Below are 21,158 nucleotides of genomic sequence, written 5' to 3' on the forward strand. Positions count from 1 at the left end.
AGATGACACTCACTTACTTTTAAAAGGAATAGAATACAGGGGTACAAGTATATTCTCAAAATTCGGAACGAATATCTGATCAACATTTCCAGTACCCAGATTAGGGTTAGCCAATGCGACTCCCGATGCAGCATCCGCATCCGAACTCAGCCTGTAGACAGTCACACCTTTTCTATATTTTGGATAAGCTGGATTAGTTGTATTAGGGGCGATCTGAAGCCCATCGTAATACCCGGCAGCTGTGCCATCTGTAGTTTTAAAACCTTGTATCGTTGTGTAGTAGGGTGACTGACCTGGTGCTGCGCCAACAACTAAATCTCCCTCGCGAAGTTTAACATCACTATAGACGTCTACACCAAAATAAGGATCAGATCCTTGCCAGCTTGCCGCAATTTTTGAGGGAGATTGGGCTTTTGGCCCTACAAAGTCGGAATCTCCGGGAACCGGAATCGGCTTGATAGGCGGCGTATCAAAAAGCTCTTCGGTAGACTTTCCTGCAAAGCCGAATTCGTCACCCCCCTTGGCAACCGCTCCCCACTTACCCAGCGAAACGACCCGCTCTACCGGTACAAGGTTCAGCCCAAACTCCACATTGCCCTGATTTCGGATCGCAGCAGCCGCTTCGTTATTGCCCTGCATCTGGAAAGCAGTTGCCAGGCCTTCCTCGCTCTGGCTTGACTCCAGACTGTTCCATGCGGATGTCAGAGGGTTTTTGGTCAATGACATCACGCCATTGGCCAGTTGCTCACTGCTCTGCATCGGGCTGTTCAACAACGACCAGGCGGAATTCACTGTATTGGAAATAGCTGCCTTGGTGCCCTGCCATGTGCCCGAGAGCCCACTACTGACCGTATTACCCAAGTCGTAGGAAACTGCGATGTTTCTGTCGTAGAAACGGGAGTAGTCGTACGTCAGGTCCCCAGTATAAGCACCCTGAAAGTTGATCGAGTTGATTGAAGTGTCGGTGTACCTTGCTGGATTGGTCTCCGCAAACTGGTCGAGCAGCGTGGACGTTTCAGCCGGGTTGTATGCTCTTTCAGCCTGTGTAGTCGGCACATCGGATGAAGTTGACGCAGCGTATTGGCCAGCCATTGGTGCCAATGCGTTACCCAGATATTTAAGGGTGGTTGCGTCCGGCACCGTGCCGTTCTCGGTCATCACTCCGTTCCAGTTCTTGTCGGTGTAGTAGACCGCAGCTTGGGCCAGACGCTGCTCGGCTTCTGCTGGGGAGATATTGGTGTCAGCCGCGAATTGCGGCGCTTCCTTCTTGATCAGCTCCACCGCCCTCGGGTGCAGTTGCTCGTTATAACGCTCAACATTCCCCGCCACCCACGCAGCCTCATTCGGATCGCCGTTCACCAGTGAGCCCGCCGCAATGCCGACGATCTGGGCCGTCGCGACCCGGAACTGATCGTCCGTCACAAAACGGGTGTCCAGGTATTTGCCGAGATTATCCGTCGCGACGCCCGTCAGCCCCTCAGCCGCTCCGGCAGCAATTGCGCCGGTTTTGAAGTCTCCCCCACGGGCGGCTGACAGTGCGCCGCCCAGCATGGCGTGCAGAAAGATTTTCTCTGCCGAGCCGGGGCTCAGATCCATGTAGTCTGCAAAGTCACCTAGGTTTTTGTTGCCAACGGCAGCTGCCAGATCAAAACCTTGCGATACCAACGCAGAGCCCAGATTGTCTTTCAGGCTACCGCCGTTAATGGCCGTGGAGATGCCGCTCTCGATAACCGCATGCGTGCCGCTGCGCACGACTGCATCCTGCGCTTTCTGCCAACTGAGCCATTCGCTGGAGTAACCCGGATTTTGCACCGGCCCACCTGTGATGACCTTCGCCCCATTTCCGTTGGCCGGGCTTGCACCCTGAAACCAGGTGCTGTCGGCATAGTTCAACGCACCGGCAGTCAATGCGCCAATGGTGGCGTTCTTCAGGCTGTCGCTGCCAAAGGTATCCTTGAGAGCAGTGCCCAGATTGCCCTTGTTGTTGATGACGCTCACCGCGCCGGTGCTAGCCATAGACGTCAGTGCTGCCGTGGCCATTACGTTACCCCAGCCGGCAGCTGTATAAGAAGCGCCAGCTGCGAGAGCTTGAGTGGTGGTTGCTGCCGCCATGGCGCTTCCCGAACCTGCGGTCGCACCTGCTGCGCCTCCTGCCAGCGCACTCGCCCCGCCTGCCGTTAAAACTGTGACGATGATGATCACCGCCAGCATCGCTCCCTGGCCCATGCCCGAGTGGCTGTATTTGAACGAGTCGTGAAGCTCTTTCACCTGCCGCCAATCCACATCCCCACGCTTCTCCGCTTCCTTGATCCAGGCCAGTTGCGGGTCGGCCTTGACCATAGTGTCAATGGTCTGGCTGACGGTTTGCTGATTGACTTGCTTGACGTCGATCTTCAGCCCGTTTACGGCCTGGATCACGGTCTGGCCCTGGGAGACCAGTTTGCTCTGTCGCAGGGTTTCGTCGGTGTTGCCTTTGCCTTTCATCGAGAACCAGGCCATGTCGCTCTTGCTCTTGGTATGGCTCTCGTCGTGCAGGTCTTTCACGCCTTCGAAGGTGACCGCGCCGCCGCTTTGCAGGGTCAGGTCCTGGCCGCTGTTCAGCTTGGCGACCTGGTACAGCTGGTCGCCGTTGCTGCCCAGTGTGAGGTTGCCAGCAGTGCGGATTTCAGTACCGACGTTGGTGGTCTGGGTGACTTCGTCGCGCTGGGCTTTTTTCGCCCCGAAGCTGCCCTTTGCCTTCATGTCGTACAGGGTGTGTGTGCTGTCCTGCGCAGCGAGCAGGCTCAGAGTGTTGCCGCTGTACAGGTACGCTTCGTTGCCGGCGGTGATCTTGCTGGCGACAAGCGTGGTGTTGCGGCCAGCCTGGACGCTCACGTTGTTGCCCGCTGTCAGCTCGCTGGCGAGCTGGGTGGTGCGGTCGTTGGCTTCAGTGATGCGTTTTTTACCGTCCTTGGTTTTGGTCGCGATGTTGTGAACATCGCCCGCCGAACTGACGTTGATGTCCTGACCTGCTGCCAGCCTCAGGTCGTTGCCCGCCCTGGCCTGACTGGCCAGAACATTGATATCCCGCCCCGCATCAATCCCAAGATCGCCGCCCGCTGTAACGGTTGAACCCAGGTTTTTCACATCCGTGGTGATGACCGACTTGTGCCCGCCATCGAACAGTTCGTGCTTTTCGCTGCTGTCGGTTTTGGCCAGCAGATTGATGTCGTTGCCGGCCTTGAGTGACAGATCGCCACCAGCGCTCATGGCTCCGTAGTTGGTGATGTCGCGACCGGCGTTGAGGGCGAGGTTTTCACGGGCAGTGATGGTGCTGCCCGCGTCGGTTACGGTGCGCATACCCGCGCCGTCACGCACCTGGATGGCGGTGCGGTCGTTGAGGATGTCGCCTTTGACGGCGGTGAGGCTGACTTGTCCGCCACGAATCTCGCCGGCCATCGCGTTGCGAATGCTGTCCTGCGCGATCATCTGCAGGTTATTGCCCGCGTCTACCAGGCCACCCTGATAAATGCTGCCACCGCTGCTGACGTTGAGGTTGTTACTGGCGCGCAGGGTTCCTACGTTGATCAGGTCGCCGCCCGAGATCAGGTTCAGGTCGCGGCCCTGGATGAGGCTGTTCCCGCGCAGGTTGCGTGAGTCTGCCTGTGCCAGGTACAGCACCGGTACAAGGACTTTCTGGCCGTCGACGACACGGTTTTCCATCCACACGATGTCGTGGGTCAGGGCGCTGACCTGTTCGGCGTTCAGCGCGACGCCGAGGCTGAGATTCAGGGCGCTTTTGCTGGCCAGCGCGTTGTCCATGAGATAGCGATACTGGTCGTAATCGCTGGTGAGGCCGTCGGCGAGGAAGCGCTGTCCTGTTTGTGCCAGTACTGCGTCGCGTATCAGGCGCTGTTCGTACAGGCCGTCACCCAGACGACGCCAGTTGCTGTCAGGGTTGATGTTGAGGCGACTGAGGATGTAGTCGGAACCAAGAAACTGCGACAGGTTGGTCAGGTTCGGGTTGGTTTCGATCAGGTAGTTACTGGTCGGATCGGGGTTGCGAATGAACAGTCCGTAATCGCCTTTGGGCAGCTGGAAGGTCGCGCCAGCGGTCGGGTCCACGGCGGCGAACGGAATGCCGCTGTAGTCCACCGGAGTGAAAACGGTCTGCACGCTGCCATCGGCGGCGACGCGCTGGACGGGCTTGACCGACGCCACGGTCGCAGTGCTCGCGTCGGTGGCCTGTTTGTTGATGGTGATGTCGATGCCACCGACCTTGATACCTGTCTGATCCTCACCCAGCTTTCCGGTGAGTATTTCCGGGGTGTTGTTGGCGCGCAGCGAGCCGTTTTGCACAGTGCGGGCGACGTTCAGGTTGACCGTACCACCCGCCTGAAGCGTGGCGGCGTATTTGGGCTGCGGGCTGTCTGTCCACACAGTGACGTTGCTTTGTTCTTCAAAGCGACTGTCGGAGGAACGAGCCTTCAGCACTTCAAAACGTGCCAAGTCAAAGTTGCCAGCAGCCACAGCGGCTTTGAAGGCCGGGATGTCGACAAACTCCATCTGGTCCCAGTAGCCGGTGTCGATCCGACCTGGTGTACCGATCGAGATGCTGTTCTGCCCGGTGCGCTCTGAGGCGCCCTGGTTGAGCAAGTCGTTGGCAGTGATGCTGAGGTTGCCATTGGCGGCCAGCAGGCTGTAACGGTTCTGGACGTTACCCGCCTGAATGGTCAGGTCCTTGCCTGCGACCAGTCGGGCTGACGGGGAATCCTTGACGGCGGTTTCGAGCAGCGTCTGCTCAATGGTAATGGCGCCGCGCTTGAACGAGTCATGCCCGTCGCAATGCTGGCCGCACTGCCAGTTCAGGCTGCCGCTGACGATTTTCTGGCCCAGCTCGAACTCGGCCTTGGCGTTTTCCACAGCGGTGGCATTGATGGTGATTGCGCCTTCGCTTTCCACCGTGCCGGACAGGTTGCTGAAGCGTTGTGCGGCGCTGCCGTCAAGATTGGCCACGCTCAAATCGCCACGGCTGTAAACGTCGCCGTACAGGTTGCTAAACGTGCCGGTGCGCAAGGCCATGGCGCCGCCGCTGAACAGCAATGAATCAGCGCTGTTGGTGAGGGCGTTGCTGGCATTGAGGTTAACGGCGCCCTGTGCGCCCAATGTGCCGCGGTTGTCGATCTGTGCCGCGTCGATGCGCATGTTCTGGCGAGCGGTCAGGTAGCCGAGGTTGTCGAGGGTGCCGCTGAGGTTCAGGCGCGTGTCGCTGCCCGCGCCAATACGGCCACCGTTCTGGCTGACGTTGTTGGCGGTAATGGTCAGCAGGTTTTGCGCAGACAGGCGGCCGCTGTTGGTCAGATCACCTTTCAGGTTGAGGGTCAGGTCGCCATCGCTGAGCAGTTCGCCGCCGTTGTTGAGGCTGTTCAGGTTGAGGGTCAGACCGGTGCCACTGGCCAGCCGGTCACCGGCCAGCAGCGCCAACGAATCGCTGGTGTAGGTCAAGGCGTTGTTGAGCTGCACATTGCCCAGCCCGTCGACAGCGCCGAAATTCCAGTCACCGCTGCCCAGCGCGGTAATGCTGCCGCCCGCACCGCTCACCCGATTGAAGTCCAGGGTCAACAGGCCGGTGCTGGCGTGCTCGATGCTGCCTGCGCGGTTGTCCAGAGCATTTGCCTTCAGAGCAAAGTCGGTGTTGCCGACTTCGATACGGCCGCTCTGGTTGATGATGCTGCCGGTGAAATCGAAAGTGCTGGTGTCGGTGGTCAGGGCACGCAGTGCGCCGGTGCCTGTGTTGTTGATGCCAGCATTGTTATTGACCACGTTGCCCAAAGCGCGCAGTTGACCCGAGGTGTTGTCCAGCGAGCCGCCTTGCAGATTCAGCGTGGTATTGGATTCGATCAGGCCGCCGCGGTTGACCAGGTTGGTGGCGGTGAGGTTGACGCTGTCACCGCTGAGCTGGGCGCCATTGATGTTCGACAGTGTGGTGCCAGTCGATACCAGCGAGGTCTTGGCGAAGAGTTTGCCCGCATTGCTGGTCAGCGAGCCCACGTTCAAGGTCAGGCTGTCGACCAGACTGGAGACCATGCCCGCCTTGCTGCCATCGCTGCTGGTGTCCAGCGAAGCGGCGGTGATGTTTACCGTGTCGCCCTGAATCGTGCCGCCGACGTTGCTGACGGTGCCGCTGCCCAATTCCAGTCGCGTGGTGCCGCCACTGCTGAGCAGCGTACCGCCGGTGTTATCCAGCGCGCCGCCGGTGTAGATCAGCCCGCCGCTGCCCGCGACCAGTTGGCCTTGCTGGCCGTTGCGCAGGGTGGTTGCTTGCAGGCTCAGCTGTTTGCCACGAATGCTGCCGCCCTGGTTGTTGAGGTCAGACGAACCGCTGATCGTGACCAGGCTGCTGCCCGCATCGATGATGCCGGTCATGTTGCTCAGCAGGTTGCTGACTTTCAGAGTCACGTCGCCGCCATTGCTGACCACTGCGCCGTTGTTGTCGTTGATAAGCCGTGGTGCGTCGATCAGCACGTTCTGACCAAGCAGCGTACCGGCGCTATTGTCCAGCCATGCGCCGCTGACCCGCAGGCCGGCATCGCTCTGAATCTGGCCGCCGCGGTTGAGCAACTGAGCCTGGCTCGCCGTCGGGGCAAAGCTCAGGGCCATGCCCTGCGTGCCGGCTGCCAGCAGGCCTTGCTCGCGGTTGTCGAGACCGGCGGCGTTCAGGTCGATACGGTCACCAACGATCCTGCCTCCACGGTTATCGATCTTCGCACCGGGCGCGCTTACGTTGACGCCGGCCCCCAGCACGCTGCCGCTGCGGTTATCCAAGCCTGTCGCGTTAAGGTCGAGATTGCCGGTGACCGCCAGCAGGCGGCCAGTCTGGTTAAGGACATTGCCACCGGTGATGCTCAGCAGGTTTTGCGCCTGCACGGTGCCGCCGGTGTTATCCAGTGTGCGGGGCGCCATCACCCATGCATCGCCCGCACGGGCCGACAGCAGGCCGGAGCGATTATTGAGCGAAGTGGACGCAACGGTAAGGCTATTGCCGTCAATCTGACCCGCACTGTTATCCAGCGCATCCGCACCGATCGTCAGGCTGCCGCCAGATGCCTGAATCAGGCCGCTACGGTTGTCGATTTGCGCGCCCGGAGCAGTCACGTTGATACTCGTCCCCAGCAGGCTGCCGCTCTGGTTAAGAACATTGCCACCGGTGACGCTCAACAGGTTCTGCGCCTGAACGGTGCCGCCGGTGTTATCCAGCGTGTTGCGCGCCGTCACACGTGCATCGCCCGCACGAGCTGACAACAAGCCGGAGCGGTTGTTGAGTGTGGTGGACGCAACCGTAAGGCTACCGGCGTCGACCTGACCGGCACTGTTGTCCAGTGCGCCCGCGCTGATCGCCAGGCTGCCGCCCGTTGCCTGAATCAGGCCTTCGCGGTTTTCAAGGCTGTCGAGTTGCAGGCTGGCCGCCTGCCCGGTAGCAAAACGAATCACGCCGGACAGGTTGACGATGGCCGGGGTCGAGATGAACAGCGACTGTTCACCAACGAGACGTGCCGCCAATCCCTGATTAATGATCTGACCGCTGGCCAGGTTGACCGCGCCGCCCTGCACCACGCTCTGGTTGTTGAGGGTCTGAGCCGCATTGATAGTCAGTGCGCGACTGGCTTCGATGCTGCCGGTGTTGACGACCACCGGCGCGTTGATCGTGACGTCACCGCTCGCGTTGCGGCTGTTGTCGGCTTCGATGCCCGAAGCGATGGTCCCCGCGTTAGTGACTTTGCCCGCGTTGATCTCGACCCGCTCGCGTGCCGCCAGGCTTTGCTGGTTGACCAGCTCGCCGGCGGTGCGCACGTTAACGCTGCTCGCATAGGTTTTGCCGGTCATTTCGACGCTAGGTGCATTGACGTTCAGCGCAACCTGCGCCGAGGCCTGCGCCATGTTCAGGTGACCGTTGGCGTCTATCTGAATATCGCCGCCACTGGCAGCCATATTGCCTGCCGTCTTTACGCCGACACCCTGTTCGGTGCCGACCAGCTTGATCGCGTTGGCGTACATACCGCCAAGCGCAGAGGAATCAATGGCCAGTTGCGGCTTGTCGGCGGCATTGGCAGCACGCTGTGTGGTCGCCAGCGTGTCGGCGTTGACGTCGTTGGCACCGGTGACGATGTTGAGTTGTTTTGCGTAGATATCGGCGTTGATCTTCGCAGAACGGGTGATCAAATCGAATTGGTCGACTGCGCTTGCATCCAGGCCTTTGCCATCAATCGTGACGCTGCCGCCGTCCACGGCAAAATGGTCGAGTTTGCCATTCGCATCGAGTACCGGCTTGCCAGTGCTGAGGGTGACACGAGGCGTGTTGATAAAGCCGCAGCCGCTGCAGGTGACGCCATAAGGGTTGGCAATGATCACGCGGGCTGCCTGCCCGGCCACCTCGGTGTACCCATTCAACTGGCTGGCGTTGGCGCCGGTCACTTCATTGAGGATGGTGCTTGCGGCGCGCCCGCCTAACTGATTATTGCCAAGGATATTGCCGCCCAGCTGTGTGGCTTGTATGGCATTGGTGGCGTTGTTGAGAATTACACCCTTGCTGTCGACGTTGTACTGCTGGTACTGGTTATGCGAAAGCCCTGCCGCGTTGGGAGCGGCAATGTTGATGACCGGCACACCGTTGCCTGCCTGGCCTACGGACGTATTGGTGGTACCGCTGACTGCTATCCCGTCGGCCTGCGCCCAGATCGGTTGCCAGAACATGACATTGGCCAGCAGTAATGCCAGCAAACGTTTGGGTATGCCCATGAATTTCAAGCGCTCGGCTACCGCAGCGGACGGCTGACGTGCCAGCAGAGCCATTTGATGAAAGTCCATGTGGGCGACCTCGGAGCAGCGTTATTAAAGGAAAAAGTCCATGCGGAAATAGATCGGCGCTTCGCGCTCGATCACGTCGGGACGCTCCAGGGAATGGGCAAAGGTGACGGACGCAGCGACGTGCTGGCCGCGGGTAAACAACTCAAATGAGTTACTGGACAACCGACCATGGTTTTGGCCGTTATAACGATCATTGCGGATAACCCCCTGATCGTAGCCAGCAGCAGCGCCGTATTCAGTGAACACCGGGCGTAGCCAGTCGAGCGCAACCGGACGCGTCAGACGTATTTCGTTGCGCCAGTAGCCGCCGCTGTCGCCGGACAGAAATTCGTCCTTGTAACCGCGTACCGATGACGAACCACCAAGGCTCAGACGTTGCGGACTGAACAGCACGTCCTCGCTGCGTTGCCCTGTGGCCAGGCTGGTGAAGGCCAGATTTTCGCCCCATAGCTGAAACGGATGCAGGTAGCTGATGGTGCCGGTGTATTTGCGATAGCGCGCATCGGCCTCGCCCGGCCCCGGATCGTGATTGCCTTGAGCATCCAGTAAGCCGATGCCCTGCTGCATGCCCAGGTCAATGTTGACGAATGCAGGCCCGACTCGTCGGCCGTGGTTGATGCCGAATTGTGCTTCGGTGATGCGGTTGCTGCTCAAGGCCAGCTTGCTGTCCTCGACGTAGTTGTTGGTGCGCAGGTACGCGAGACCAGCGTTAAGCGAGGTCTTGCTGACCGAATCGCGGTGGATCACGCGCTCGGCACGAAACTGATGGTTCTGGCTGTCGCCATTCTGTTTGAACTTGAAACCATCGGCTTCGGCCTGCGAGCGATATTCGGTTTCGCTATACAGATAGCTGAAAGTCCACCAGCCCCACGGCAGGCTGTATGACAGAAGGCCGTTGTGCGAAGCTTGCTGGTGGTCGCTGACCGCATCATGACCGCCGCGCAGACTCAACTGATCGGCAAGACCCAGCGGGCTGTCCCAGTCCAGACCCACGTTCCACTGCTGCTCGCCAGTACTGCGCTGGCCTTCGTTATTGCGCGAAAGGTTGGCACGCCAAGGCTTCTGCGGGGTATTTTTGACCACGACATCGCTACCGCCAACAGCCTGGCCCGGAGTCAGTTCCATTTGCGCCTGATTGGACGGCAGGCGGTTGAGCTGATCAACCATCTGCTCGATTTCCCGCAGATTGAGTAACTCGCCCTCTTTACCCGGAAAGGCCATGGCCAGTTCGCGATCCGAGAGGCCGCTGGCAGCGTCACTGCGCAGATTCTCTAGTTTGCCTTCGATGACCAGCACCTGCAGGTCACCCTTGGACAGATCCTGCTGCGGCAGATAGGCCCGAGTGGTCACCAGACCTTTGTCGATGTAATGGTCGGTGATGGCCTTCAGCAGTTCATTGAGCTGGGCCACGCCCAGGCATTTGCCCTGAAACGGCTTGATCAGTGCATCACGCTCAGCGGGCGACAAGGAATCCGCGCCTTTGAGTTCGATGCGATTGATAGTGAAGCAGCGGGTGTCGGCGGGCGTGGCGAGTGTTGTCGGCGTGGTCTGCTTGCCGGGCAGGTCCTTTAGCTCTTCCAGGCGACGGCGCTGCTCTTCGAGCAAGCGGTCCTGGCGATCACGTATGAGATCCTGTTCGCCGGGGGTTGCAGCCTGAACAGGCGTCAACGCTCCTGTGGCCAAGAGCAGCGCACACAAACCCAGCCATGTCCTTTTAAAGGCAAGCATAAATATTCCATTAGAAGCGCTAGTGGCGAGAGGTACGCCTGTTCGGGATTGGTCAATACGACGTTCAGTGCCATGCCAGATAGCGGCAAATTGGCATCACGTGTAACCATCGTGAAACAGACTACATAGATATCAGAAAATTCCCATCAATTTCTATTTTGGCGCTGATTTCTGATTACTTATGCAGTTCCTAGTGAATCGCACACTTCTGGCCACGCTGCGGTATGTAAAGAGTTAATGGACCGCTCGATCAGACAGTCCCGGTGTTAACCGCCGCGACCCCGACCGGTCGCTTGAGCATATGGAAGCTTCAAGGCCTTTCGTTCCCATCACGGATCTGAGGGAAAACGATCCCCCCTTCGCCCTTAACTCAGCTCGTAAGAGCTAAACTGAAGACAATGTTGAGCATTGGTAATCAAGCACTGCTGCGAGACAACTCTGAGGGGATCGCCATGACCATGCCAAATGAACGCACGCGGGCAGTCATCCAAACTGGTAAGTTTCTGCTTGAACTGTCCCGAGATTCATCGCTGCCCGAACGGATACGACGTGATGCCAAATTTCTCCTACGTCACTATCCAGATCAGTTCCAGATGCTGCTGGCGGGACGTATTGAAGAAGGTTCAGACCCTTTAATATCGCCAATGGGGCCAGTGTTCAGCTCTTCCATCGAGAACAGCGATTACTCCCCAATCTGCGACGCAGCAGACGCCCAAAGCCCGAAATGAACGACTTGGATAGGGCCATCGAATCCTTGGCGGCCGCTCGAAAGGTTGTATTTTTCACCGGTGCCGGCATCTCTGCGGAAAGTGGAATTCCAACATTTCGCGACAAGCTCACAGGCGTTTGGGCGAAACACGACCCCGAAAGGTTGGAAACGGCACGTGCTTTTCGAGAGAACCCTCAAATGGTTTGGGGGTGGTATCTGTGGCGGCGTTTCCAAGCTGGCCAAGCCCAACCAAACGCCGCTCATCTTTCTATTAGTCAACTGGCGAGCACCGGCAAAAAGGTTTCGATCATCACTCAAAATATTGATGACCTGCACGAGCGAGCGGGGTCTCAGAACGTCGTGCATTTGCATGGCAGCTTGATCAAGCCGATCTGCTTTGCGTGCAAGCGTCCAGCGTTACTCACGACTGATCAATTTCAGGTTTCTGCAGAGGAACAATGGGTCGAGCCGCCCCGGTGCACTCGGTGTAACGGTAAACTCCGACCGGGTGTTGTGTGGTTTGGAGAGGACCTGCCTGCTGGTGCTTGGAAAGTAGCAATGGTCGACGTCAAAAATTGCGACGTTCTGATCTCCGTGGGAACGTCAGGATTCGTAAGGCCTGCGGCGGATATTCCTGAAATTGCATTGGCATCTGGCGCGACAGTTATCCACGTCAACATCGCAGACGTTTGCCTGGGAGCCCCAAACGAGTTGATGCTGACGGGCTCGGCCGCGCAAATGTTGCCTGCGCTATTGCAGGCGACAACCTCAATATAACGATGGCAGCAGCTCAGCAAGATGTGTGAGTGCTTTCATAGCACCTACTTTGCGGGCGCTCGCGGCTTAGGCGACCCTTTGGATTCGAACAGCAGTCGGCTGTATGCATCCTCCAAACCCTCCCGAGTTTGCTTGGGTATCCTGCCTCTACAATCCCCCAGCAAGAGAGGTGTTCCCGATATGCTTCACCGGTCTTGCCGGTGTTGGCAAGAGCGCAACCATCACAGCTTTGCGCAAGGTGTTGCCTAGTCCTCAGGCTTTGAAAATTGACCACTATGTAGAAGAAGCTGTAGTCGTATCACACTGGTATGCGAGTGCGCGAGAGAGTAGTTTGGTGAGGCAACTGCTAGCAGATCTTCTGAATCAGACTATCTCATCAAGGGACAGCGTCGCAGAGCTGATCGCACGGTGCCGTCGTCGTGCATACGCAGAGGGTGTTTCAACAGTGCTACTTGATGAGATGCAGTTCGTGAACCTTGGTCAAGGTGCCGCACGTGTGACAGATATTCTGCTGAGCATGGCCAAAATCGGCGCCCCACTAATCTACGTCGCGAATTACAGCCTCGTCCATAAGCTGAAGGAGCGTAATAGCGAGGACACCCAGCGTCTCCTGAGCGAACCGCGCATCATGCTCCCTGATACATTGGATTGTAAATCTTGGCATGAGTACATGCGTGAATGCCTGGCAGCCTGCAATGACCGACTTAAGATCGAGGCAAAAATTCTCGCTGAAGATCTGTATCGCTTCACGTTCGGTATCAAACGCTTTGTCGTTCAACTTTTAAAACTAGCTTATCTGGAAGCACGATCAGCAAGCCGCTTTTCTATCGAGCGTAGAGACCTGCAAGCGGCCTTCGTTTCCAGTGGTTACTCCGTACACAAGATTGCCGTCGAAGAGCTTGTACGCGAAGCCATACAGAAATCGAGCACGGGGATCAGAAAGGATCTAAAGTGCCCGTTTACTATTCCACTACGTTCAAGCGTTATTGAGTTCTCTCGCAAAGACCGCGAACAGCGCGTCGCTACTAAAGTGCTCGTATCAGCACTTACTAAGACAGAGTTATCTGGCTTACAGGAAGTAGCGCCAAATTTGGTTGCTACCAATCTGCCGAGCAATGTTAAGAAGACCTCAGTCCGCAAGACATCTGACGAAGAAATGGCCAAGAATCATGCCAGATTACTAGCTAAAACACTCGATTCAAAAAATAAGCCTAATACCTGACTATCAAATTAATTACAACGACTATATTGATTTTCCATATTGTATTTCTAGTAAATTTTCTAGCTCTTGGAATTCATCCTCAGTTATAGTATTTTCTTTTCTGGGACTTACAACAACCCTAGAAGAAAAGCACTTTAACGTCTCCATTAGCCCACTAGATCGAGAAAATTCATCTACTGTTTTTTTTCCTAGCCTAGGTATACTAAACATTGAGGCACGTGCAGGGCCATCGGATATGCAATTACCTTCAAAGCTACCGCAGGGAATTTCATTATCAAGCTGGATATCATGCCTGTAGCCTTTGTAAATTCCTTTCTTCTTGGGTGCCGCAAAAAAGAAAATTCCGATTCCTGAGCGATAATCCTCCTCTACATACGCATCTTGATCAAGAGAGGTATAGAATTGATGTGTTAGCCATAAGTCATTGATTTTTATCATCTCACTGGCGTCACAACCGATACTGACGACAAAATCATCAAAGCTTTCAAAGCCATAACTCAAAGCTTTTAAAAAAGTATCAGTGCACTCTATGCTTTGGCTAGTTAGGGGCACTTTATAATATCCGTAATGGACGCAAAACTGATTAACCATATTGAAAAAGCTTTGATCAACATCTAGAACTGCTTTATCTTCTACTAAAGTATTTATTCGGCTATTAATTATGTCCAGTGCCATCTGTGCAGGCAAGTGATACCTAAATTCACATATATCATGCGCATCTCGTGCAGCTCTCAGCGCAGACACATCCATGTTGGGGCTTGAGGAGGACTCAGAGACGTAGTGCCCATTACACCCTGACCAAAGAAAGTTTAAGGCGTGCCTCCCAAACTTAAACGGCTCGTCACAAAAAAGGCAGCGGTTTATGAGTTTTACGTTATGTCGTGCGCAGACCGACCAAGGTTGTCTATGAAGCCTACGCCAGTAAGTAAATCCAATATTATCAAGGTCTTCACGGACACAGTCAGGACAATAACTAGCTGGAGAATCTTCGTATCGAAAATGCTTCATAGAATAAGCTGAGCCTGAATAAGCGAGCTCATTATACTGCTTCAGTAGCGCACGAATAGGAAAGTCGGAGTGGCAGTGAAGCAGTCGATTGAAACCATAAACTCCAGGCCATTTTAGTACGCTGGCAATCTTCCTCAAATCCATCATATCAAAGTACGAAGTCGAAATTTTATGTAGAGCTTTAGCGATAGGCTCGCCTTGACTCACGAAAATAGTTCGCTCGACAAAGGAACGGATCGATTCATCTTTTTGGATTGTGACTAGCATCTGGGATTGCCGCTTAGGCGAACCGAATGGGTAGTCAGTTCGCAGTAGCTTGGATATCAAGAATCGACAGTTCCCCAAATGAGGAACCACCCGAAAACAGTGCTGCTGAAACGCGTATTTCAGCTCATCGCGGACGGGGCGCCATAGGTTTTTTTGGGGCATCCCCCCCGCAGCGCGAGCCGCGAATCAGGAGATCGATCCCTTAATCTAATCATAGGTATACAAATTGCCGCAGAGTGATGCCGTGTAGCTATCACTCTGCGACAGTTTTTAATACCTAGCGACAGTTTTTAATACCTAGGTGTCAACGCCAACTAAAAAGTGACCCCCTTCCGTGCTAAATCGCCAACTTAGTTTTGACCCCCCTCGGGTTCATATTTTCGAGCCGGTTCGGCCCGAGAAGATTTGGTTCCTGCTTTGCGCTTGTCCTTGAGTCGATAGCTTTCACCTGTCATCTGCACGATATGGGCATGATGTAACAGCCTGTCCAGCATGGCCGCTGTCAGTGTTTGATCATCCGCAAAGGTTCCGGCCCACTGGGTAAACGGCAAGTTACTCGTGAGGATCAGGCTGCCTTGCTCGTAGCGCTTGGCGACAACATTGAAGAACAGGTTGGCTTCATCACGACCAAACGGCAGGTAGCCGATTTCATCGATGACCAACAACCCAGGGGCCATCACCACACGACTGAAGTATTCCTTGAGCCGTTCCTGGCGGTGCGCAGCGGTCAGTTGCAGCATCAAGTCAGCCGCCGTGACGAAGCGGGTTTTGATACCGGCCATCACTGCCCGGTAGGCCAGGGCGATAGCCAGGTGGCTCTTGCCTACACCACTAGGCCCCAGGAACACGATGTTCTCGGCACGTCCAACAAAACTCAGTGCTGCCAGCTCCTGGAGCTGTGCCCGGGGGACGCCGGTGGCAAACGCGAAGTCGTATTGCTCCAGCGTTTTCACAGCGGGCAGCGCGGCAGTTTTCAGCAGGGCCTGTCGAGAGCGTTCACTTCGGGCATCGGTCTCGGCAGCCAGCAGCTTTTCGAGGAAGTCGGCAAAGCTGTCTTCGCCGCTTGCTGCTTGTTGGGCCAGGTGCGGCCAGTCCACCCCGACGCGCTCAAGCTTTAGCCCCTTGCATAGTTCTGTCAGGCGAGCATGTTGAAGGTTCATGCTCTCACCTCCAGCAGTTGCTCATAAACCGACAGCGGATGCTGCAAGCTCTCGTACGGCAGGACCCGTCCCAGGCGTAGGCCTTGGGCGGGTTGTGGGCGCAGGCTCTGTGTTGGCAGTGGTAATAGTACCTGCTGCTCTTGGGCCAGACGTACCGCCGGTTGAACACCCGTCGTGCCGTGAATCCGCTGATGAGCGACTTCGTCGAGCCATTGGCCGATATGTGCGTTGGCCGTCACCACATCCAGCGTCAGACCCGCACTCTTGAGCGTAGCGGCCAACGGGGTAATGAAACTGCCCTTCAGATACCCGTTGAAGCGCTCAACCTTGCCCTTGGTCTGGGCACGGTAAGGGCGGCAGACCTTGGGAATAAAACCAAACTCATCGGCCAGCGCAGCCAATCGGGGATGCCAACGGTGCTGGCCCTCCCCAAAAGCATCTCGCTCGGTGATGATGGTTCCGGCGTTATCAAACAATGCCTGCTCGGGCACGCCGCCAAAGTAAGCGAACGCCTCCCGAAGCCCTGTCAGCCAGGCTTCGCTGTCCTCTCGCTCGGAGAAACGGACAAAGCTTGCTCGACTAAAACCAAGTGTCGCCACGAACGCCTTAAGCGGCTGACGGCCTCGTCGAATGGTGGTGAAGTCCACCTGTATCTGCTTGCCGGGCAGTGTCTCGAAACGTACCACCGGCTCTTCTGCCTTACGTTTGAAGGGGCGAATATAAGCCTTCAGACGACTGACGCCGCCGCTGTACCCCAATGCCGTGATCTCACGCAGCAGGACGGTCGCCGGAATCCAGTGTGGGCGCGCCGCCTCAATACGCTCGTGCAGGTAGTCCTTGAAGGGGTCGATTTTGCACGGACGTGCGGGTCTCACCTTGTCACTGGGTAGCGACCGGGCCTTTCGCAGGTACTTGCGCACGGTGTTACGCGAAATACCCAGCTCACGGGCGATGAATTTGATGCCATGGCCCTGACGGGCCAACACTTTAATTTCCACAGACTGCTCCTGGGTCAACATATTGGCAGCTCAAAGCCGCCAGTTTTACCCAGGGGGGTCAATTCTAGGTTGGCGTTAGGGGGTCATTTTTACAGTGGCGGTGACACCTAGGACCACAAGCTGAAGCTAAGGAATAAAAACTGTCGCGAAAAACCTAGCAAACACGGGGTATGGCTCAAACCCAAACCAGCTCCAAAAACTGTCGCGACGTCCAAAAACGGCCATTCCATGAGTTGCTCTAGGTATTAAAAACTGTCGCGGGTATTTCACAACCATTAATTGGCTCGATTCGCCGCTAGGGCGGACCGGCTTTGCCAACCGTCATCACGACTGGCTATCGCTCTTGACCTCCTCCCGGTGCCGATAAGTGGCCAAATCCGGCATCCGCCCGTATCTGCGAAAATACGGGTTGCCTTGCTGAAGCTGATCTAGCATCTCGAACTGGTCAGTCGCGGTGCGAACAGCCATCGGTATGGATACGCTAGTCACGACACAAGATTTCTTTAATGCTCAGCCCTTTGTCCGCACCTTCGTACGTATGTCGAGCAGGCTGTCCCGGCCCCTGTGCTGCGGCAAACTGTGCCAAACCTGCCACTACTCCAAGCGAAGCATCACCCATCACCACCTCTGATCCGGCAAACACCTCGCATACGCATGCCTGCACATATGGTGCTCGTGACATCCCCCCCGTCATGAAGATCACCGGCACAGCGTTGGACAATTCTGCGCGAACTTTCTGCAACAGCATTCGAAAATCTTTTAGAAAACGACGTGTACTTGTTTCCAGCACATTGCTGTCTGCAGTCACCCTCAATTCAGGTTCTATGTAATCCAGCTCCCGACTGGCGTAACTATCGCCGCTCAGGTCAATCTTGAGCTGTTCAATATCCCGATTGAGCCGAACGGTGGTGCCCTTTTCCTTCAGGCGTTTCAGCCGTGTCTTGAAGGGCTCGATGACCCGCGCCAAATCCTGTTTAACGAAGTCACGTTGCAAGCTCAGATCACTGATCTGCGCAGCGCTGCGATAAGCGTGTAGAGGCAAGCCGTGTTTATCATCCTTGCCGAACATCGGCATCACCGCGCTGGTGGAGAGTTCCACATCGACATCGGTACCACCAAAGCCCTGACCCCAGACCTGATGGATAACCGGCTGTGCTACTTCACCGCCTACTTGGGCATAAGCGATATCAGTGGTTCCGCCACCGATATCAATGATCAATGCAGCATGGGCATGAGGGGATTGCATGTGGTAAGCGTAAGCTGCGGCGGAAGGCTCGCGCAGGAATTCGACGTCAGCGAAACCCGCCTCTTTGGCCGCCCGCTCGAGCATATCCTGTGTCTGCTGATCGTCACGGCTACCGACAGTGCCGCGAAACTCGACGGGGCGCCCTAGTACGACAGCAGTGACTTCCTTGTTCAACTGCCGGCTTGCAGTGTTACGAATATACGCTAGCACCTGACTGATTACACCGACTACCACGTCACGATGATGCGGTTCCAGACGATAACCGAGCATGGACTTGGGGGACTGGAAAACCCGCCCGTCTTCATCGTTATACAGCGCCTCAATGGCATCCTCACCAAAGATGCCATTGGCCTTGCGCACGTCAAGGCCTTCTTGGGCAATACTCTCGCGCTGCATGTTGACCCAGCGCCGGCGCAACATGTTGATAGTCGATTGACGAATATCCTCATCAGAAACTTTCCTAGGCTTGGCCACCCGCCCGCGCAACAGCGCCTTCTCTGCAGCCGAATAGCCATTACGACCATATCCGCCGCCCATGCCTCCTTTATCGATACTCTCCAGGCGAGCTCTATACAGGGCCATTTGAGAGCTGTAGAAGCTCTTCTGAGTGGCTATAGCACTGTCGATCTCATGCTCATGCTTCGCCGTCAGCACAAACTGTGAGGGATCGACGTAGCGATCGGGAAAGAACACCGCCGTGCGAAATTGCTGATCGTTGCCAAAGGTGATTGGCTGCACCTCCCCATTTACAAAAAACGCCGCACTGGAAAAACTGGTTCCGAAATCAACACCGATCTTCACACTCTACTCCTGTCTGGCCGCAGCCTGGTCCCTTAAACTCATCTGCAAGTGCACAGAATCTACCTGCTCATCGCGACAGAATCCATCCACTCGCTTGGTTAACGGCGGCCTTGAGGTTAATCCGTGAAAAACATAGATACTAACCACTGCGTGCCGCTATGGCCTAGGTCGAAGGGGGACGAGCTGTTGTTCCAGTAGATGGTTCTCGATGGAAGAGTCGCGGATGTTGACGCTGATTTAAAACGCCGATCAGTCAGTAGCCTAAAAAAATAGCGGTCTACTTCAGGCCTTCCTTGGTAAAGATGAAGCGCAGGGGTGATTACGGCAAATGTACTAGCTGTAGCCCAACGGTATTATCGCTGATCCAGAATTGACCCATATGCCGACTTGGCGCTGCCCCATAAGTATTCAGCCCAAAGTCAGACCTGCAAACTCTTTACGAAGTAGAAGCTTGGGTCAGCGAAATTTCGGCAGCTGGGTCAATTCTGCATCAGCGGCGACATAGGTAGACCGAAGGTCGTCAGGCTGGGGTGCAGAAAGGGTGCAGCTGCCACTGAAAATACCGGCGCAAGAGTGCGCCGGATCTCAGACAAAGCATAATACCTGCTGATTAATACTCTGGCAAAGCCGAAAGTACTGCTTTAAAAATATAAGTTCCATCATCAACTGCTGATGATGCCTCGTATATTGCTTCGGTCGCTGTCATAAGCGAATCCCCTCCACCAGCTAAGGACAGCGCCGATACAGTGCGGGCTTGGCTAAACAACTGAAGTCCTTCTACATTTAAGTTTTGTCCTTCATCCAGGCTGTCTTGCAAGTCAAAATACTTCTCATCTAACTGTGCAGCTAAGGCATCTAGCCCAGAAACCTGATCAGACGTGAGTTTATTACCAGATCGTAGCTGCCCAAGAGATTCGACAACAATAGGCACCTCTACTGGGCAGGCCTGTAAAGCAAGTTCGCAAGCCACTCTTACAGCACGTCTTCGTTGTTCCTCACTGACTACCTTAAGTTTTTCTACAAGGATTTCCTCAACCATTTCTAAACGCATAATTATTATTTAGCCTCTGGCAGTGGTTTTAATGGCGCGGACGCATCCTGTGCGCTCTTTAAACTACGACTGCCAGAATGTCAGACAGACACCATATTCATCGAGAAGATCGTCAGCAATTTCAAACTGAAATACCTTCTCTGGAAAGGTATCGGATAACGCGCGTTTCCAATATCTAGTGATCTGTTCAGCAAATAAATGACAAAGACGATAATCTTCTTCCGACAGGCCCACTTTAAATACGGGTCGACCCGGTGCATCCTCCCACTTTGAAAAGAACTGATTTATTGAAAAAATATTTCTGTATCGTTCAACGTCTTTACGCGATGTACTTTGTTCCAACACACTAGATTCGGTCTCAACCAGCCCGTTCAAATGAAATTTTTGCGGATCGTATTGCTGAGCGTTAGGCAGCCAGAAAATATGACCATTGACCTCAATAAAATCAGGAGAGAGCAAACCCAGAACAGAAATTGCCTGTTCTAATGAAACCAAGTGCCCTACATATGAAAAAAACTCCCCGGAGCCAATATCTGAAACAAACAGACTCAACGACTCTTTAGAAATATTACCCTGATAAACTTTCATCATTTCAACCCCAAGCTATCAAGAACCGACTGAGGAACATTTCCCTCAAAAACTTTTGTATCACTTCCCTTCTTGGGGAAATATGTTCCATTCGGAGCTTGGTTCCATTCGACCACCTTAATCCGAGAGCTAGACACATCATATAGTGCACGCCCCTCAGGACCGTAGACAACAACATGTCCATTTCCAAGATTTGCATAAGAATCGGAAGTTTGCCCTTGCAACGGATACTGAATACCACCATGCGTTCCCGTGACCGTCACATTCGTTTCCCTGAGTCCCTTGGTATAATCTAAATCAATAGTATTACCGGCAGAGTCCGTAATGAACCTGGGTGTATTTGGAGCGTTAGTAGTTGCTTTTGCACCTACAAGTAATCTAGCCAGTCACCGGACCTAACATTCTGTCTCTTCTTGAGGAAATCCTCGTACCGAGCTTTATGTTTTTCAACAGCACCCTCAACATCTATAGAAATAAAACCACGCCCTCTCTCCTCTACAGATAAAGCTGTTGGCTTAATCTTCATCGGCGAAAGCTCTATCAAGACCCCTGAAACCTTAGACTTATGAAATATAAAGCTCTTTCCTCCGGCCAAGGGAAGGATTTCATCCATCACAGAAAACATTATTTCAGGGTTAGACATCTCAATTTTTTCACCATCTTCATAACTTTCTGAATAGTTCTCTGGGATGAGGAAAAGCTTATAATCAATAATAACCAGCCAGCCATCTAGCTCAACAATATCGCCGATATTCATTA

Annotated in this window: 12 protein-coding genes and 1 pseudogene; 3 read left to right on the top strand and 10 right to left on the bottom strand. The window is 55.0% G+C overall.

What is annotated here, in order from left to right:
• Nucleotides 1-9 precede the first annotated feature (9 nt).
• Together PCPL58_RS28235 and PCPL58_RS28240 are read right to left on the bottom strand one after the other, a co-directional pair.
• Nucleotides 10-8,844: a two-partner secretion domain-containing protein gene (locus PCPL58_RS28235; protein WP_065350966.1), complete on the bottom strand. Its 8,835-nt coding sequence runs from the start codon at nucleotides 8,842-8,844 to the stop codon at nucleotides 10-12.
• A 24-nt stretch (nucleotides 8,845-8,868) separates the two neighbouring features.
• The gene (locus PCPL58_RS28240) at nucleotides 8,869-10,572 is read right to left on the bottom strand and encodes a ShlB/FhaC/HecB family hemolysin secretion/activation protein (protein ID WP_157893934.1); all 1,704 of its coding nucleotides are present in this window, start codon (nucleotides 10,570-10,572) and stop codon (nucleotides 8,869-8,871) included.
• A gap of 452 nt (nucleotides 10,573-11,024) precedes the next feature.
• On the opposite strand from PCPL58_RS28240, the gene PCPL58_RS28245 reads away from it, so the two are divergent.
• The 3 genes from PCPL58_RS28245 to PCPL58_RS28255 all read left to right on the top strand — a co-directional run bounded on the left by PCPL58_RS28245 (nucleotide 11,025) and on the right by PCPL58_RS28255 (nucleotide 13,280).
• Nucleotides 11,025-11,300, top strand: a complete 276-nt coding sequence (locus PCPL58_RS28245; protein ID WP_024419913.1) for a BPSL0761 family protein — start codon at nucleotides 11,025-11,027, stop codon at nucleotides 11,298-11,300.
• The gene (locus PCPL58_RS28250) at nucleotides 11,297-12,058 is read left to right on the top strand and encodes an SIR2 family NAD-dependent protein deacylase (protein ID WP_065350967.1); all 762 of its coding nucleotides are present in this window, start codon (nucleotides 11,297-11,299) and stop codon (nucleotides 12,056-12,058) included. Before PCPL58_RS28245 ends, PCPL58_RS28250 begins: the two co-directional genes overlap by 4 nt.
• A 103-nt stretch (nucleotides 12,059-12,161) precedes the next feature.
• Nucleotides 12,162-13,280 (top strand): AAA family ATPase, encoded by a 1,119-nt coding sequence (locus tag PCPL58_RS28255; RefSeq protein WP_232002869.1) that lies wholly within the window; start codon nucleotides 12,162-12,164, stop codon nucleotides 13,278-13,280.
• A gap of 21 nt (nucleotides 13,281-13,301) precedes the next feature.
• On the opposite strand, the gene PCPL58_RS32270 is transcribed toward PCPL58_RS28255, so the two are convergent.
• The 8 genes and pseudogenes from PCPL58_RS32270 to PCPL58_RS28290 all read right to left on the bottom strand — a co-directional run bounded on the left by PCPL58_RS32270 (nucleotide 13,302) and on the right by PCPL58_RS28290 (nucleotide 21,156).
• Nucleotides 13,302-14,030 (bottom strand): hypothetical protein, encoded by a 729-nt coding sequence (locus tag PCPL58_RS32270; RefSeq protein ID WP_232002965.1) that lies wholly within the window; start codon nucleotides 14,028-14,030, stop codon nucleotides 13,302-13,304.
• Between the two features lie 126 nt (nucleotides 14,031-14,156).
• Nucleotides 14,157-14,717: pseudogene (locus tag PCPL58_RS32275) on the bottom strand (TniQ family protein); the annotation flags it as partial.
• Nucleotides 14,718-14,905: 188 nt separating this feature from the next.
• Nucleotides 14,906-15,715 carry an IS21-like element ISPsy4 family helper ATPase IstB gene (istB, locus tag PCPL58_RS28265; protein WP_005741073.1) on the bottom strand — a complete coding sequence of 270 codons (810 nt, stop codon included), beginning with the start codon at nucleotides 15,713-15,715 and terminating at the stop codon, nucleotides 14,906-14,908.
• Entirely contained in the window at nucleotides 15,712-16,734 is a 1,023-nt protein-coding gene (gene istA, locus PCPL58_RS28270) for an IS21-like element ISPsy4 family transposase (protein ID WP_002551322.1), read from the bottom strand. The genes istB and istA overlap by 4 nt, the downstream gene beginning before the upstream one ends.
• 460 nt (nucleotides 16,735-17,194) lie before the next feature.
• Nucleotides 17,195-18,760 (bottom strand): Hsp70 family protein, encoded by a 1,566-nt coding sequence (locus PCPL58_RS28275; RefSeq protein ID WP_065350968.1) that lies wholly within the window; start codon nucleotides 18,758-18,760, stop codon nucleotides 17,195-17,197.
• A 610-nt stretch (nucleotides 18,761-19,370) separates the two neighbouring features.
• On the bottom strand, nucleotides 19,371-19,811 hold the full coding sequence (locus PCPL58_RS31295) for a hypothetical protein (protein ID WP_147470654.1): 441 nt from the start codon (nucleotides 19,809-19,811) through the stop codon (nucleotides 19,371-19,373).
• 63 nt (nucleotides 19,812-19,874) lie between these two features.
• On the bottom strand, nucleotides 19,875-20,402 hold the full coding sequence (locus PCPL58_RS28280) for a hypothetical protein (protein WP_232002871.1): 528 nt from the start codon (nucleotides 20,400-20,402) through the stop codon (nucleotides 19,875-19,877).
• Nucleotides 20,403-20,766: 364 nt separating this feature from the next.
• On the bottom strand, nucleotides 20,767-21,156 hold the full coding sequence (locus tag PCPL58_RS28290) for a hypothetical protein (RefSeq protein ID WP_083188513.1): 390 nt from the start codon (nucleotides 21,154-21,156) through the stop codon (nucleotides 20,767-20,769).
• Nucleotides 21,157-21,158: the final 2 nt, after the last annotated feature.

This window comes from Pseudomonas cerasi (assembly GCF_900074915.1).
GTDB classification, from domain to species: Bacteria; Pseudomonadota; Gammaproteobacteria; order Pseudomonadales; family Pseudomonadaceae; genus Aquipseudomonas; species Aquipseudomonas cerasi.

Bases quoted from the DNA above. Each gene is read 5' to 3' on its own strand.
- PCPL58_RS28235 (WP_065350966.1), bottom strand. From the start codon at position 8,844: ATGGACTTTCATCAAATGGCTCTGCTGGCACGTCAGCCGTCCGCTGCG.
- PCPL58_RS28240 (WP_157893934.1), bottom strand. From the start codon at position 10,572: ATGCTTGCCTTTAAAAGGACATGGCTGGGTTTGTGTGCGCTGCTCTTG.
- PCPL58_RS28245 (WP_024419913.1), top strand. From the start codon at position 11,025: ATGACCATGCCAAATGAACGCACGCGGGCAGTCATCCAAACTGGTAAG.
- PCPL58_RS28250 (WP_065350967.1), top strand. From the start codon at position 11,297: ATGAACGACTTGGATAGGGCCATCGAATCCTTGGCGGCCGCTCGAAAG.
- PCPL58_RS28255 (WP_232002869.1), top strand. From the start codon at position 12,162: ATGCATCCTCCAAACCCTCCCGAGTTTGCTTGGGTATCCTGCCTCTAC.
- PCPL58_RS32270 (WP_232002965.1), bottom strand. From the start codon at position 14,030: ATGGATGTGTCTGCGCTGAGAGCTGCACGAGATGCGCATGATATATGT.
- istB (WP_005741073.1), bottom strand. From the start codon at position 15,715: ATGAACCTTCAACATGCTCGCCTGACAGAACTATGCAAGGGGCTAAAG.
- istA (WP_002551322.1), bottom strand. From the start codon at position 16,734: ATGTTGACCCAGGAGCAGTCTGTGGAAATTAAAGTGTTGGCCCGTCAG.
- PCPL58_RS31295 (WP_147470654.1), bottom strand. From the start codon at position 19,811: ATGCGTTTAGAAATGGTTGAGGAAATCCTTGTAGAAAAACTTAAGGTA.
- PCPL58_RS28280 (WP_232002871.1), bottom strand. From the start codon at position 20,402: ATGATGAAAGTTTATCAGGGTAATATTTCTAAAGAGTCGTTGAGTCTG.
- PCPL58_RS28290 (WP_083188513.1), bottom strand. From the start codon at position 21,156: ATGAATATCGGCGATATTGTTGAGCTAGATGGCTGGCTGGTTATTATT.